Origin of the sequence: Streptomyces sp. NPDC017056 (assembly GCF_044332485.1) — a bacterium.
Taxonomy (GTDB): Bacteria; Actinomycetota; Actinomycetes; order Streptomycetales; family Streptomycetaceae; genus Streptomyces.
In genome coordinates, this window is record NZ_JBIRPD010000003.1 from 23,654 (window position 1) to 38,181 (window position 14,528).

Genomic DNA, 14,528 nt, shown 5'->3' on the forward strand with positions numbered 1-14,528 from the left:
GGTTAGGTGGGTTTGGTGTCGGGGGCTGTCGACAGGGGGCTGGCGATGGATTCGAGGGAGCGGCGTTCGGCTCGTACGGCCAGGAAGGCGGCGGTCAGGCCGGCCAGGCACATGAGGGAGGCGCCGATGCAGAAGGCGAGGGCCGTGTCGGCGACCGCGCCGGACCCGGTCAGTTCGGCGAAGATCAGGGGACCGCTGATGCCGCCCGCTGCCGTACCGACCGCGTAGAAGAAGGCGATGGCCATGGCCCGGGTCTCCATCGGGAAGATCTCCGAGACCGTCAGGTACGCGCTGCTGGCGCCGGCCGAGGCGAAGAAGAGGACCACGCACCAGCAGGCGGTGAGCGTGGTGGCCGTCAGGTGGCCGGCGGAGAAGAGCCAGGCGGTGGCGAAGAGGAGCACGCCGGAGAGCAGGTAGGTGCCGGAGATCATGATGCGGCGGCCGACCGTGTCGAAGAGCTTGCCGAGGACGAGCGGGCCGAGGAAGTTGCCGGCCGCCATCACGGCGAAGAAGTATCCGGTGCCGGATGTCGACACGTCGAAGAACGAGGTGAGGATCGCGCCGAAGCCGAAGGTGACGGCGTTGTAGAGGAACGCCTGGCCGAGGAAGAGGGCGAGGCCGAGGAAGGAGCGGCGGCGGTAGCGCGAGAAGACGGTACGGGCGATTTCGATGAAGCCGATGCTCTTCCGGGGGTGGATGGTGATCTCGCCCTCGGGCTGCGGGAGGGGCTTGCCCTTCTCGTCGGTGATCTGTTTCTCGATGGAGGCGACGAGCCGGTCCGCCTCGTCGGCCCGTCCGTGGATGAACAGCCACCGTGGGCTCTCGGGCACGTTGCGGCGTACGAGGAGGATGACCAGGCCGAGGACGACACCGAGCGCGAAGGTCAGCCGCCAGCCGACGTTCGCGGGGAAGAGGTCGGTGTTCAGCATCACGATGGACAGCAGGGACCCGCCGATCGCGCCGAGCCAGAAGCTGCCGTTGATGACGAGGTCGACGCGGCCCCGGTAGGCGGACGGGATCAGCTCGTCGATGGCGGAGTTGATCGCCGCGTACTCACCGCCGATGCCGAAACCGGTCAGGAAGCGGAAGAGGAAGAACCACCATGAGGAGAAGGAGACCGCGGTCAGGGCGGTGGCGGCCAGGTAGAGGGCCAGCGTGATCAGGAAGAGCTTCTTGCGGCCGAAGAGGTCGGTGAGCCGGCCGAAGAACAGCGCGCCGAGACAGGCCCCGGCCACGTACAGAGCCGCGGCGATGCCGGTGACCTGGGCCGATGTGATGGGAAGCCCGCTGCCGTGCTCGGAGAGACGGCCGGCGATGTTGCCGACGACGGTGACTTCCAGGCCGTCGAGGATCCACACCGTGCCGAGGCCGATGACCACCGTCCAGTGCCAGCGCGACCAGGGGAGGCGGTCGAGGCGGGCGGGGACGTCGGTGGTGATGGGGGTGGTGGGGGTGGTGGCGGAGGTGTCTGCGTTGGAACCGGAGGCCGACGCGTGCGAACGGGCAGTCGGCCGCCCACCGCCGGACGTCGCGGTTCCGCCACCCTGCCCCGCCACCGCCTCTTCGTTCGGCCTCATCGCACCCTCCTGGACCGGGCCGGGGCCGGTCACCCCGGCGGCACATCCATCCGAGTGCCCGGCGGACAGCGCGCAAAGCAGAGGAAAAGGCGCGGGGAAGGGTGAGGGGCGGCGTCAGACGGGCATTCCGTGATCGCGCAGCCACGGCTTCGGGTCGACCGGGGTGCCGCCGCCCGGCCGTACCTCCAGGTGGAGGTGGGGCCCGGTGACGTTGCCCGTGGCGCCCACCCGGCCGATGACGTCGCCGGCGGTGACCTTGCCGGAGACCCGTACCAGCGAGGAGAGGTGGCAGAACCACAGTTCCGTACCGTCGTCCAAGGTCAGCACGATCCGGTAGCCGTACGCGCCGGCCCAGCCCGCCTGGGTGATCGTGCCCCCGTGGATCGCCTTGACCGGAGTGGCGGTCGGTGCAGCGAAGTCCAGGCCCGTGTGGTGGGCCGCCCAACGGTCGCCCGCCTGCCCGAAGCCAGCGGAGAGGGTGTACGTGGAAAGGGGGGAAACGTAGCTGCGGACCGACTCGGCGCCGCGAGCGGCCTCCGCCTTACGGCGGGCCGACTCCTTCGCCTCGCGCTCGGCCGCCCGCTGCGCCGTCGCCTCGGCGGCCGCGGACTTCTCGGCCTCCCGCTGGTCCGCTGTCGCGTCCTGTGCGGCCTTCTTGGCGGCGACCTGTTCCGCTGCCGCGTGCTCTTCCTCCTCGGCGGCGCTCTGCTGGTGCTCGGCCTGCTGATGCTCGGCCTGCTGGAGGATACGGTCGCGCAGCGAGTCGCCCGCGCCCCTGCCCTGCGCCGCCTCCTGCTCGGTGAGCCCGGCCTGAGTGAGGGATGCGGCGGCGGAGGCCGGGGCGCCCGGAGAGCCTGCGGGACCGGAAGAGCCTGCGGGACCGGAAGAGTCGGATATCAAGCCGCCGATGCCCGGCAGGGATGTCGCGTCGGGCAGCTTCGCCGCGAGGTCGTCCGCCATCTCGCCCACGTCCGGCACGGATATCGGCACCGGCGGCTTGTCCTCGGCGGTGGCCATGCCGCTCGCGCCGACCGCCGCGATCACGCCGACGCCCAGGACCGTTCCGCCGCGGGCCAGCCCGCCGCGCTGCCTGGCCACCACGCGGTGCTTGCCGCGTACGGACCGGGTGGAGTCCTCGGCGGGGTCCCACTCCTCCCAGGAGCCGGGATCGAACGCGCCGGGATCGGCGGAGGCCGGGGGGATCGCGGGGATGGTGGTGGCCATGGGGGCGGTGGTGGTTATGGGGGCGGCGTCACCCGCGGGTATGGCGGAGGCGGCTGGGCCAGCTGGGCCGACCGGAGAACCGAACGCCACGGAGGCGGCTGAGGCACCGCCCCCCTCGAAGGCGGCCGGGGCGACGAACGCCTCGGAGGCACCGGTGGCAGCGCCGAAAGGAACCTCGGGGACAGAGCCGGCAGGGCTGTTGGACGCCACGGAGGCGCACTCCTTTCCTTCCTTCTCGCCTACCGGGTTGGTGGGGGGCACCTCCCGGCCCGTTCCGGTGCCGGGGCGGGGCCCGGACCGTTGCGGACAGGGGAAGGATGCGGAGCAGGAAGGTCTCCTCCGGGCGGCCTCCGGCCGACGGCGGCTGCCCGGTGCACCCCGAAGGTGGTGGTTCCCCGGTTCCCGGGGCACGCGCTGGTGTGGCTCCGGCCCGGCGGCCGGTCCAGCGATGCCCCAACGGTGATTCAGTTGTGAACACACTGACGGGATTCGGCGTCGGCGCACGGTGCCGCCTCTTGCGACGGCTGGGACGACCGCGCTGCGTTATCGGACTGTAATAGACTCCGCCGCCTGACACCAAGCGATCCTGCGAAACAAAGGGCCTTTTGTGGTGGCTTTGGCCTGGACTTAAACCCCCATCAGGGCATCAACCGGGTCGAGTTGCCGGATCGCCTTCAAACCTCCGAAGGCTCGATTGTGCAGGAGTCGTTATGCGCAGGGGCGCCCGGCGGTTACCTACCGTCAGGGCAGTAACGTCTGGTCATGGTCGTCAACAGCGCGCAGGCAGTGGCGGATCAGTACGTGGACTTCGCCTGGTACCAGGCGCGCGGGCAGTCCGACGCACACGAGGAGCTGACCGCCCGGATCGGCCACGACCCCGAGTTCTGCGACCACCTCGCGCGCTCCCTGCCCGCCGGCGACAAGCAGCGGCCCGACCTCCTGCTCGCCGCCGTCCGCTACCTCGACGGCCCGTACGCGGAGCACGGCCCGCGCGGCGGCCCGGCGTACCGCGGTTGGCGCGAATGGACGCTGCGCCACTGGGACGAGGTCGGCGCCGTCATGGCGCGGCGCTTCGCACAGACCGACGAGCCGGCCCGCTGCGCTTCCCTGCTGCCCCTTTTCGCCCGGTTCCCGCAGCCCCTCGCCCTCCTCGAAGTCGGCGCGTCGGCGGGCCTGTGCCTGCACCCGGACCGCTACCGCTACCGCTACGACGACCGACCGGAATTCGGGGCGCCGGGCAGTGCGGCGGTCCTTGCCTGCCGTACGGGCCCCGGCACACCCGTACCCGAGCGCGTACCGGAGATCGCCTGGCGCGCGGGCGTCGGCCCGGACCCGCTCGACCTGGCCGACCCCGACGACGTCCGCTGGCTGGAGGCCCTCGGCTGGCCGGCCGCCACCGATGAACGGGGGCGGAGCCGCCGGGCCGCCATAGAGGCCGTACGGTCGGCTCCGCCCGCCCGTATGGTGCGCGGCGACCTGATCGACGCGCTGCCAGCGCTGGCCGCCGAGGCTCCGCCGGAGGCCACGCTCGTCGTCTTCCACACCTCCACGCTGACGCATCTCCCCCTGGAACGCCGCGAGGAGTTCGCCCGGCTCGTACGGTCCCTCCTCCAGGAGCGCGGCCGTCCCGGGCACTGGATCTCCCACGAGCACCGCTCCGTACTGCCGTGGATCGCCGCGCCCCGGCCGGCGCACGCCCTCCCGGACGCTGACCGGCTGCTGACCCTGGCCCTCGACGAACGGCCGGTCGCTCTGGCCGGCCGGGACGGCCGGACCGTGCGGTGGCTGTAGCGAGGCCCCCTCGGACCACGCCCGGAGCCCCCTCGGACCACGCCCGGAGCCCCCTCGGACCACGCCCGGAGCCCCTCCCCTCCCTCCACTCCCCTCCCTTACGCCTCGCGCCCCCGTGCCGGCCGCTGCACCGCCAGCAGCGCCATGTCGTCCGCCGTCTCCCCGCCCGTGTGCGCCGCCACGTCCGCCACCAGCGCGTCCAACAGCTCCTCAGGCCCGGAGGAGGACCAGTCGCGGCCCCGCAGCCGCCGCACCGGGTCGTAGAAGTCGCCGTTCCCGTCCCGGGCCTCGGTCACCCCGTCCGTGAAGAGCAGCAGGACCGAGCCCGCGGGGAAGGACGTCTCGTCCGCCCGGTCCGGCCAGCCGGCCACCTCGCTCATGCCGAGCGGCAGGGCGGGCGTCTTCGGAGCCAGCTCGCACAGCTCGCCGTCGGCCTCGAACAGCAGCGGCGCGGGATGGCCGCGGTTCAGGACGCGCAGCGCGGCGTGCTCGTCCGCGGGCAGCTCCGCCAGTACGGCCGTGGTGAAACCCTCGAACTGGTCGAGGCCCTCCCGGCGGCTGCCCTCCCGTTGCAAGGCCCGCTCCAGCCGCCCCGCCACCGCCTCCAGGGTGGCTTCCTGTTCCGCCGCCTCCCGGAAGGCCCCGATGACGATCACCGCGGCCTCCACCGCCTCCAGGCCCTTGCCCCGTACGTCGCCGACGATCAGCCGTACGCCGTGCGGGGTGTCCTGGACCGCATACAGGTCGCCGCCGATGCGGGCGTCCGCCTCCGCCGCCACGTAGCGCGCCGCGACGGCCAGCCCGCCGATCCGCTCGGCGGGCGTCGGCAGCACCGCCCGCTGGGCCGCCTCCGCGACGTCCCGTACGGACGCGAGCCGGGCGTCGCTCATGCGTACGACCCGGTTGATGCCCAGCGCGAGGACGGCGACGACCAGCACGGTCAGGCCCTCGGTGAACGACTGGTTGGTGTCGCGTTCGCCGTGGTACGTCACGACCCAGGTCTCGGCGGCGACGGCGGCCACCGCGGTGACGGCCGTACTGCGCAGCGAGTACAGGGGTGCCGCCACCAGCGGCGCGGCGGAGAAGAACGGCGCGGCCGTGTACCGGGCGGGCGTGCCCATGTCGAAGAGCAGGCCGGCCACGAGCAGGATCAGCGGCAGCCAGCAGACCAGCCGCTGTCCGAAGGGCGACATGCGGGAGCGGCGCAGCCACCGTTCCTGTTCGCCCGTACGGCCCCTGCTGCCTCGACGCACCCGCACCGGCCTGCCTCCCACTCCCGCGCGCCCGTCCGTACGAACACCGTCGCCGTCCCAAGGCTTTCCGCTACCGGGGCACGCGGCGAATCCGGTTGGGCCGTATGGGGCATGGGGCCGCCGCGGGTGGCCTGTAGAAGCCCTGGCGCGCGGTCTCTGCCGCTGGGTGCCGGCCCATGCGTCTCGCGGCGTGGGTTGAACATCGATCCGAGGAATTGACGAGCGCGTAAAGATATGCCCGACGACTCGCCGAATCAGAATTGACGAGGGCTTGCGGATATGCCCTGGCGTTCCCTGGCTTTCTGCAAATCGGGGATTGACAGTGGCGCGGCAGCATGCCCTAAGAGCCCCGGGAAGATAATTGACAGCGCCCTGGAGATATGCCCCCGAAGCCCCTCGAAATTAAGCATTGACAGCCGCGCGACAATTACCTAACGTCCGCTCGTCAGGTTTTTACCGCTCGCTCCCGAAGGTATTCATGACGACGTCCCCAACGCTGCCCAAGTCCAGGCAACAGTTGATCCTTGCCGTTCTCATGTTGTGCTCGCTGCTGATCTGGCTGGACAACACCGTCCTGAGCACCACCCTGGAAACCCTCGCGGACCCGGGCCGCGGACTGGATGCCACCCCGGCCGAGCTGCAGTGGGCCACCGGCTCGTACACCCTGGCCTTCGCCACCCTGATGTTCACCGCGGGCGCGCTGGGCGACCGCTTCGGTCACCGGACCGTGCTCGCGATCGGACTGGTGGTCTTCGCCGGGTCCTCGGTGTGGGCGGCGTACGCGGGCGACGCCGACCAGCTGATCGCCGCGCGCGCCGCGATGGGCGTGGGCAGCGCGCTGATCATGCCCGCCAACCTGGCCATTCTCATGTGGACCTTCACCGGTCCCGCGCGGTCGACCGCGATCGCCATTTCCTCGACGTCCGCCGGTGTCGGAATGGCGGCGGGCCCGGTGCTGGCCGGATTGCTTCTCGACCATTTCTGGTGGGGGTCGGTCTTTCTGGTCAATGTGCCGGTCGTGGTGCTGGCATTGATCGGTATCGCCGTGCTGGTCCCGAATTTCCGCAGCCCGGAACCGCGGCCGCTGGACCCGGCCGGAATGCTGCTGTCGGTCACCGGGCTCGCGGCCTTGGCCTACGGGCTGATCCGGGCGGGACAGGTGACCGCCTGGACCCGTATCGACGTCTGGGCGCCGATCGTTGTCGGGCTGATCCTGCTGGCCGCTTTCGTACGTGTCGAGATGCGCAGCAAAATGCCCAGCTTCGATCCCCGGCTGCTCGCGCAACGCATATTCGGTGGCGGCAACGTGGCGCTCGGATTGCTCCTCTTCGCCGTGGCCGCCGTCACCTTCTACAACGCGTTCTATTTGCAGGGTGCGCGCGGCTATTCGCCGATCGAGGCAGGCTTGGCCGGTCTGCCGACCGCGCTCGGCGCGACCCTGGGGGCGCCCCTCGGCGCGCGTCTGGTGCGCCGCTGGTCGCTGCGCCCGGTCACCGCACCCGCGCTGATTGTGGCGGCGCTGACCATGGGCGCGTACGGGCTGTTCGGACTACAGACCCCGCTCGTCTGGATCGAGATCCTGCTCCTGGTCCAGGGCCTCTCCATCGGCATGGTGCTCGGCCCGGTCACGGCGGCGTTGATCAGCTCCCTGCCGCTGGACCGGGCCGGCGCCGGGGCCGCCGTGACCAACACCGTGCGGCAGACCGGCAGCGTCATCGGTATCGCGGTAGGCGGCACGATCATGTCGATCGTGTACCGGCGCGCGATCGAACCCTCGCTCGGTGATGCCCCCGAGTCGGTGCAGGAGCGGGCGCGGATCTCCGCCGAACAGGCCCGGCACGTCGCCACCGAGATCGACCGGCCTGCTCTTGCGCGCGCCGCCGACGACGCGTTCATTCACGCAATGCACGTCGGCGCGGCCTGCATCATGCTCATCGCGCTCTTCGGAGCGGCTGTACTGGTGCTTTCCCTGCGTCCTGCCGAGAAGCCCGCGGAGTCGGTGCACGAACCGGAACCCGATCGGGAAAACAGCAACTCCGTGACCGGAGCGGCCGCCCGGCCCGAAACCGATGGCCAAACCGCCCGTAAGGGCGATGTCGTGAGCAGCCACTGACCCATGGGAACCGGGCAAAAACTCGCTGAGACCGTGCTTGCCAGTCAAGCCACATATCTACCCGACCGCCATATGTTCGCCCTGTGGACCTGGTCCGGGCGCGCCGCGGGAGCCGCCCCGCCCGTCGGTGACGCCGAGACCGTTCCCTTGGTCGTCCCGACGCCGGACCGTGACGGATTCGAGGTGGCCGACATCGAATGCGCGCTGATCGAGCCGGCCGGGCTCGCCGACGCGCCCCTCGAATCCCCCGGCCGGTCCGTGGACGTCTGGCGGACGTGGATTGCGGGCGGCGATACGGCCCTGCCGATCGCAGCGCACGCCATTCCCGATGCCACCGGTGTCGCCGTCACGTCGGCGGAGCACGCCACGGCCGTCTTCCGTCGCACCGATGCCGTCGCGGCCGAACTGCGCACAGCGCTGACCGCCACACTGCGGCCCTATCAGGTGCGCGGTGTGAGCTGGCTGCGCGAGACCGTCGACACCCACGGCGGCGCGGTACTCGCCGACGAAATGGGGCTCGGCAAGACGCTCCAGGCCATCGGCTGTCTCGCCGGGCGGGCCGAGGAGGGGCCGCAATTGGTGGTCTGTCCTACGTCGCTGGTCGGGAACTGGGCACACGAAATCACGCGCTTCGCACCCGGGCTGCGGACGGTGAACTGGCGGGGTGATCCGCTGAAAACGGTGGACGGCGGGACGGTGGTGCTCACGGGTTATCCGACGCTGCGCCAGCACGGCCCCGTCATGAAGGACCACCATTGGGTCACTGCGGTATTCGACGAGGCGCAGGTATTGAAGAACCCCCGCACGCAGATCTCGAAGGCCGCGCGGAGCATCGCGGCCGACGCACGCATCGCCTTGACCGGCACGCCCGTGGAGAATCGCCTCGAAGAGCTTTGGGCGCTGCTCAACCTGGTCGCACCGCAGATGTTCGGGCACAAGGCGCAGTTCCGCCGCCGCTTTGCCCGGCCGATCGCGGACGGCTCCCCCGCGGCCGCCGCCCGGCTGCGCGGAGCCATCGAGCCGGTCGTCTTGATGCGGAAGAAGTCGCAGGTCGCAGGCTCACTCCCGGCCAAGATTCACGCCGACCTGATCTGCGGCCTCACCGAGGAACAGCAGCAGTTGTACGACCGGCTGCTGGACCAGGTCGCCGACGACGGCTTCGGTACCGGCGCACAGCGCCAGACCAAGGTCCTGGCCGCCTTGACGGCGCTCAAACAGGTCTGCAATCACCCGGGCCTGGTCACCGGGGACCTAGAAGAGCTGTCGGGAAGGTCCGGCAAGCTCGACCTCTGCACCGACATCGTGGCCAACAACCTCGATACCGGATCTCCGACGCTGATATTCACCCAGTACCGGCAGACCGGTGAGCTGCTGGTGCGGCACTGCCACGAACAGTTCGGTATGCAGGCCCCGTTCTTTCACGGCGGCTTGAATCAGGAGCAACGGGCCGGAATCGTCAGCTCGTTCCAGGCCGACGACGGCCCGAAGGTGCTGGTGCTCAGCCTGAAAGCCGGCGGCACCGGGCTCACTCTCACCCGCGCGGCCGACGTCGTCCATTTCGACCGGTGGTGGAATCCGGCCGTGGAAGCGCAGGCTTCCGACCGGGTCCACCGGATCGGCCAGACCCGCACCGTCACCGTCACCACGCTGACCACGGAGACCACCGTCGAAGAGCACATTGCGGCCATGCATGCGCGCAAATCGGCGCTCTCCGATATCGCCGACATGTCCGGTGTCGCCGAATTGGCCCGCTTGGACGACGACCGTCTCATGGCGATCCTGCGCCGGAAGCGAGGCAGCTGATTCATGCCCGACAACGATTTCGGATACACACGGTGGGGAAAGGACTGGGTCCGGCTCGCCGAACCGCTAGGGCAGACCCGTCCCGATCCGCAGCTACCGCGCGCACGCAGAATCGCACGCGACGGAGGAGTGCAGATCACCATCGACGGCCGACTCGTACGCGCCGCCATAAACCGCGGGCGCACCACTGCGGTGGCGACCATCGAGGTCGCGCCGATGTCCCTGGAGAGGAAAGCCGGGATCGCCCGCCGGCTGAGCGGCGCCCGTCCCGTACTCACCGACGAGCTGTACCGCGCAATCACCGACGCGGGCCACTCGCCCGCACCGGCGCTCACCGGTGTCGACTGCTCCTGCACAGCCGGCACCTCACGCTGCGTCCACGTGCTGGCCGTCTACTACGAGATGGCACAACGCGTCGACGACGATCCGCGAATCGCCCTCGATATCCAGGGCTTCTTCCGCACCGCATCGGATGGTGCCGACATATCCACCGCGGTGACGCCACAGCGGTGGATCGCGCTCAATACGCTTGATCCGGCCGATTATTTCAGCGCGTCCAAGTAGTCCGCGCCCCGGCGGCCGCGGGGCTCCCGCCGGTCGCCCTTCGTGGCCCACGGCGGGCCGCGCCGACGTCGGCTGGTCCGGGCCCGGGTCCGCCGCGCCCCTCGCTCACTGAGGGAAGCAGCGACCTCCGCACGGCCGCCGCCCCGGCCGCCCCGGCGCTGCGTACCAGGTCGGAGGGGGTTTCCCTCCGCCGGCTGTGGTGGGCCATCAGGGGCTCGAACCCTGAACCAATGGATTAAAAGTCCACTGCTCTGCCAATTGAGCTAATGGCCCGCACCGAGCAGCATAGCCCGCGTTCCCGCCGCAGCCCGAAGGCATTAGCCATCGAAGGGGCGGAGGAAGTGCGTCCGCTTTCGCGGGGAAGCGGCGGGCGGACTCGGTGGGTGGTGGAACGCGCGGTCAAAAGGCCGCACGGCCACCGGAGTTGAGACGCGGGGCCCGCGCACGTGCCCGTACCGGAGTACGGGAGCGCGGCGCGGGCCCCGCGGTCGAACACAGTGACGCCGTCAGGCGTCACGGCCGTTCTCAGCCGTTGCGCTTCCAGCGCGGCTTGTCCTCACGGCGGCCGAAGGAGCCGGTGCCGTGGCCGCGGTGGTCGTCGCGGCGGCCGTACGGACGGTCGCCGCCGCCCGAGCGGTAGCCGCCGCCGGAGGAGGGGCGCTCGTCGCGACGGTCGCGGTTGTACGGGCGGTCGCCGCCACCGGAGCGGTAGCCGCCGGAGGAACGGCCGCCGGGGCGCTCGTCGCGGTTGAAGGAACGGTTCGGGCGGTCGCCGCGGTCGCGGTTGAAGCCGCCACCGGAGCGGTCGTCACGGCGGAAGCCGCCACCCGAGCGGTCGTCACGGCGGTCACGGTTGAACCCGCCACCGGAACGCTCGTCACGACGGAACCCACCACGGTCGCCACCACGGTCGCCACGGTCGTTGTCACGACGGTCACGGTTGTCGCGGCTGTCCCGGCTGTCACGGTTGAAGCCGCCGCCGGAGCGGTCGTCGCGGCGGAAGCCACCGCCCGAGCGGTCGTCACGGCGGTCACGGTTGAACCCGCCACCGGAACGCTCGTCACGACGGAACCCACCACGGTCGCCACGGTCGTTGTCACGACGGTCACGGTTGAAGCCGCCACGGTCGCCACGGTCACCGCGGTCGTTGTCGCGGCGGTCCCGGCGCTCGTAGTTGCCCCGCTCGTCGCGGTACGAGGAGCGGCGCGGCGCCTCGTCGGCCTCGGCGGCGGCCTGGGCCGGTACGGCTGCCTCGGCGGCCTCCTCGGCGGCGGCCGTCACGGCGGCCTCGGCGGCGGCCAGGGCCTCCGCCGGGTCCTCGCCCCGCTCACGCGCGGCGCGGGCCGTCAGGCGGTTGGCCTCCTCGCGCAGCTCGGTCGCCCGGCGCTGCGCGCGCTCCAGCTCGCGGGCGAGCTCCTGCGCCTCGCGCTCGGCCTGCTTGGCGGAGTTGTTCGCCGAGTCGGCCTGCACCTCGGTGAGCGACCGGGCGCCGGTGATCTTGGCGACGTCCTCGTCGAAGGCGCCGGCACCGCCGACGATGTGGCGCGAGGCGTCCACGCCCGCGTCCTCCATCAGGCGGAAGATCTGACGGCGCTGGTGCGGCAGGGCCAGCGAGACGACCGTGCCGGACTGGCCCGCGCGGGCGGTACGGCCGGAGCGGTGCAGGTAGTCCTTGTGGTCGCCGGCCGGGTCCACGTTCAGGACCAGGTCGATGCCGTCGACGTGGATGCCGCGGGCGGCGACGTCGGTGGCGACGAGGACGTTGACGTAGCCGTCCTTGAAGTCGGCCAGCGTGCGGGTGCGCGCGCCCTGCGTCATGCCGCCGTGCAGCGCGTCGGCGCGGACGCCGGCGTCGCACAGCTGCTCGGCGACGCGGTCGGCGCCGAGCTGGGTGCGCACGAAGATGATGGTGCGGCCCTTGCGGGCGGCGATGGCGGCGGTGACCGGCGCCTTGTCCTTCGGCTTCACGACCAGGACGTGGTGGGTCATGGTGGTGACGTTGCCCTGGGCGCTGTCGACCTCGTGGGTCGCCGGGTTGGTCAGGTAACGCTTGACCAGGGTGCCGATCTCGTTCTCCATGGTGGCGGAGAACAGCATGCGCTGGCCGCCGGCCGGGATGAGGTCGAGCAGTTCGGTGACCTCGGGCAGGAAGCCCAGGTCGGCCATCTGGTCGGCCTCGTCCAGGACCGCGGTCTGCACCTTGTCCAGCGAGCAGGCGCCGCGGTTGATGATGTCGCGCAGGCGGCCGGGGGTGGCGACGAGGACGTCGACGCCGCGCTCCAGCGCGTAGATCTGGTTGCCCATGGACGTACCGCCGCAGACGACCTTGAGCTTGAGGCCCAGGACGTCGCCGTACGGCTGCAGCGCGTCGCTGACCTGCATGGCCAGCTCACGGGTCGGGGTGAGGATGACGCCGCGGGGGCGCTTCTTCTCCGTGAAGCCGCCGGCCAGCTGGCTCAGCAGCGGCAGGCCGAAGGACAGCGTCTTGCCGGAGCCGGTACGGCCGCGGCCGAGGATGTCGCGGCCCGCGAGCGCGTCGGGGATGGTCGCGGCCTGGATGGGGAACGGGGTGGTGACACCGTTCTGGGCCAGCTTGCGGACGACCTTCTCGTCGAGGCCGAGGTCCGCGAAGGTGATCTGCGGGGTGTCGTCCTCGGTGTCGGCGTCCGCCTCGGCCACGGGCTCCGTGGGGGCGTCGGCCTGGACGGCCGCTTCGGTCACCTCGGCCGGCGCCTCGGCGACGGCCTGGTCCTGCGGCTGGTCCTGCTGGGGGGCCGTCTGCTCGTCGGTCGCGGGCAGAACGGACTGATCAGTGGAAATGGACATGCGAAATGCGAAACCTTCCGGAGTCTCGGCACAGGCACGCGCCCAAACTCCGTGAGACTTCACAAACGACCGCCTCAATGCGGTCAGCCACGGCAAGGGAGAGAACGCGCCACGCGGCGCGCTTCTGTAGGCGCCGGGCAAATGGGATCAAACGATCTACCACCATACTCACCTCGGCCCCCGGAAGGCAAATGCCTTCGTCGGCCCCCGCACCCGCCGACGCCCCCGCCACCCCTGCCCGCCCCGTGTTCCCCCTGGTCACAGCCCCCTCAGGGCCCCGCGGAGCCGCCTCTCATCCCGCGCTCTCCGGCTTCGAAGGGGCGGGCGGCTCGGACGACGGAGCCGACGGCGGGGTGCTCGGCGCCGGGTCCGGGCTCGCGCTCGGCGTCGGCTTCGCGGTCGGCGTCGTACGGGGCGGCTGGGCCGTCGAGGAGGGCCGGCCGCCGATGGGCCGCGACGGGACGGGGGCGGCGGGCCCGGAACCCGGCGCTCCGGGCTGTGCGGCGCCGGGCGCGGCGCCCGATGCGGGCTCGGGGTGCGGCTCCGCCCTGTCCGCCGTCGGCGCGCGGCCGGTCGCGGGGGCGCCCGCGTGCCCCTCCGCGCCGTGCCCGCCCTCCGCGCGCCCCATCCGCCGCGGCCCCGCGCCGCCGCGCCCGTCGACCGTTCCGCCGTCCGGCTGGGGCCCGCCGTCGAGCCGCGCGGGCGAGCCCGAGGGCCGGGGCGTCTGCGGATCGCTCACGCTCATGCAGCCGCTCAGCGACGCGGCCAGGGCGGAGGCGACGGCCACGGCGGCGGCGAGGCGGTTGCGGGCCGGGCCGGGAAGGGGGGAAGCGATCGGGCGCACGGGCGGGACCTCCGGATCCGGAGCGCGGAGACTGCGGAGATGAACGCCCTGCCCAACTCCCGCCGCCCACCGGAGGACACGCGCCGCGCGCACGAGATCCCCTGCGCGTGCCCGGATCGCCGCCCCGGCGCCCGTCGGCGGCGCCCGGCGCGCCGCGCACGCCCCTGACCCGGGCCCGGACCTCAGCCGTAGCCCAGCGCGTGCAGCCGCTCGTCGTCGATCCCGAAGTGGTGCGCGATCTCGTGGACGACGGTGACCTCCGTCTCGGCCACCACGTCCTCCCGGGAGTCGCACATCCGCAGCGTCGGGCCCCGGTAGATCGTGATCCGGTCGGGCAGTACGCCCGCGTACCACTCGCCGCGGTCGGTCAGCGGCGTCCCCTCGTAGAGCCCGAGGAGGTCGGGGTCCTCGGCCGGTGGTTCGTCCTCGACGAACACCGCCACGTTGTCCATCAGCCGCGTCAGCTCCGGCGGGATCCGGTCCAGCGCCTCGGCCACCAGTTCCTCGAACTCCTCGCGCGTCATCTCCAGCAC

At 71.6% G+C, this 14,528-nt stretch carries 10 protein-coding genes and 1 tRNA gene; 4 read left to right on the top strand and 7 right to left on the bottom strand.

Translation table 11 applies throughout. The annotated features are described in order from the left end of the window. Nucleotides 1-2 precede the first annotated feature (2 nt). Entirely contained in the window at nucleotides 3-1,577 is a 1,575-nt protein-coding gene (locus ACH4OW_RS05785) for an MFS transporter (RefSeq protein ID WP_398025273.1), read from the bottom strand. Between the two features lie 114 nt (nucleotides 1,578-1,691). After that, on the bottom strand, nucleotides 1,692-2,801 hold the full coding sequence (locus ACH4OW_RS05790; protein ID WP_398025275.1) for a M23 family metallopeptidase: 1,110 nt from the start codon (nucleotides 2,799-2,801) through the stop codon (nucleotides 1,692-1,694). Between the two features lie 762 nt (nucleotides 2,802-3,563). Between ACH4OW_RS05790 and ACH4OW_RS05795 the strand changes: the two genes are divergently transcribed. Then, entirely contained in the window at nucleotides 3,564-4,592 is a 1,029-nt protein-coding gene (locus ACH4OW_RS05795) for a DUF2332 family protein (protein ID WP_398025277.1), read from the top strand. Between the two features lie 98 nt (nucleotides 4,593-4,690). On the opposite strand, the gene ACH4OW_RS05800 is transcribed toward ACH4OW_RS05795, so the two are convergent. After that, nucleotides 4,691-5,785: a PP2C family protein-serine/threonine phosphatase gene (locus ACH4OW_RS05800; protein WP_398025968.1), complete on the bottom strand. Its 1,095-nt coding sequence runs from the start codon at nucleotides 5,783-5,785 to the stop codon at nucleotides 4,691-4,693. Between the two features lie 538 nt (nucleotides 5,786-6,323). Here ACH4OW_RS05800 and ACH4OW_RS05805 point away from each other — a divergent pair. The 3 genes from ACH4OW_RS05805 (at nucleotide 6,324) to ACH4OW_RS05815 (ending at nucleotide 10,325) form a co-directional block, all read left to right on the top strand. Next, nucleotides 6,324-7,958, top strand: a complete 1,635-nt coding sequence (locus ACH4OW_RS05805; protein ID WP_398025279.1) for an MFS transporter — start codon at nucleotides 6,324-6,326, stop codon at nucleotides 7,956-7,958. Nucleotides 7,959-8,141: 183 nt separating this feature from the next. Then, complete coding sequence (locus ACH4OW_RS05810; protein ID WP_398025281.1) at nucleotides 8,142-9,761, top strand: DEAD/DEAH box helicase; 1,620 nt, start codon at nucleotides 8,142-8,144, stop codon at nucleotides 9,759-9,761. 3 nt (nucleotides 9,762-9,764) lie between these two features. Next, nucleotides 9,765-10,325: a hypothetical protein gene (locus tag ACH4OW_RS05815; RefSeq protein WP_398025284.1), complete on the top strand. Its 561-nt coding sequence runs from the start codon at nucleotides 9,765-9,767 to the stop codon at nucleotides 10,323-10,325. Nucleotides 10,326-10,522: 197 nt separating this feature from the next. On the opposite strand, the gene ACH4OW_RS05820 is transcribed toward ACH4OW_RS05815, so the two are convergent. From ACH4OW_RS05820 to ACH4OW_RS05835, 4 genes are all read right to left on the bottom strand, one after another. Then, nucleotides 10,523-10,598 (bottom strand) — tRNA-Lys (locus ACH4OW_RS05820). A 252-nt stretch (nucleotides 10,599-10,850) separates the two neighbouring features. Further along, on the bottom strand, nucleotides 10,851-13,151 hold the full coding sequence (locus ACH4OW_RS05825) for a DEAD/DEAH box helicase (RefSeq protein WP_398025286.1): 2,301 nt from the start codon (nucleotides 13,149-13,151) through the stop codon (nucleotides 10,851-10,853). 292 nt (nucleotides 13,152-13,443) lie between these two features. Next, the gene (locus ACH4OW_RS05830) at nucleotides 13,444-13,995 is read right to left on the bottom strand and encodes a hypothetical protein (protein WP_398025288.1); all 552 of its coding nucleotides are present in this window, start codon (nucleotides 13,993-13,995) and stop codon (nucleotides 13,444-13,446) included. A gap of 182 nt (nucleotides 13,996-14,177) precedes the next feature. Next, nucleotides 14,178-14,528, bottom strand: a complete 351-nt coding sequence (locus ACH4OW_RS05835) for a metallopeptidase family protein (protein ID WP_360135990.1) — start codon at nucleotides 14,526-14,528, stop codon at nucleotides 14,178-14,180.